The following is a 315-nucleotide window of genomic DNA, read 5'->3' on the forward strand; positions in this document are numbered from 1 at the left end:
GGGGGGGTTTTTGGGGTGGGCCGGCTCGTGCTTGTTGTAGCCCCAGGAGTAGCCGATGGTCATGCAGCATTCCCACTTCTGCGGGTCCATCGTGGGGTTGGTGCGCTGCTCGTACGTCGCGAAGTCGAAGTGGGTGTCGAACCGGTCGTTGATCACGACACCCTTGGGGCGCTCCCGGTTCTTGGCCTGGTTGTAGTAGTGGGCCATGGGTTCTTCGCTGCGCCACGGCGGGTTGCCGGTGGGGCGGAACCCCTGTCCGTCGGCCCACAGCACCTCCGGGTCGTAGCGGTCGACCACCTTCACCAGACCCAGGGC

Annotated in this window: 1 protein-coding gene; it reads right to left on the bottom strand. The window is 65.7% G+C overall.

The window, feature by feature from the left end; translation table 11 throughout:
* The coding region (locus tag TN53_RS43660; RefSeq protein ID WP_046264496.1) for an alpha-L-fucosidase at window positions 1-315 on the bottom strand (315 nt) is incomplete at both ends.

It is taken from the genome of Streptomyces sp. WM6386 (assembly GCF_000972385.1).
Classification (GTDB): Bacteria; Actinomycetota; Actinomycetes; order Streptomycetales; family Streptomycetaceae; genus Streptomyces.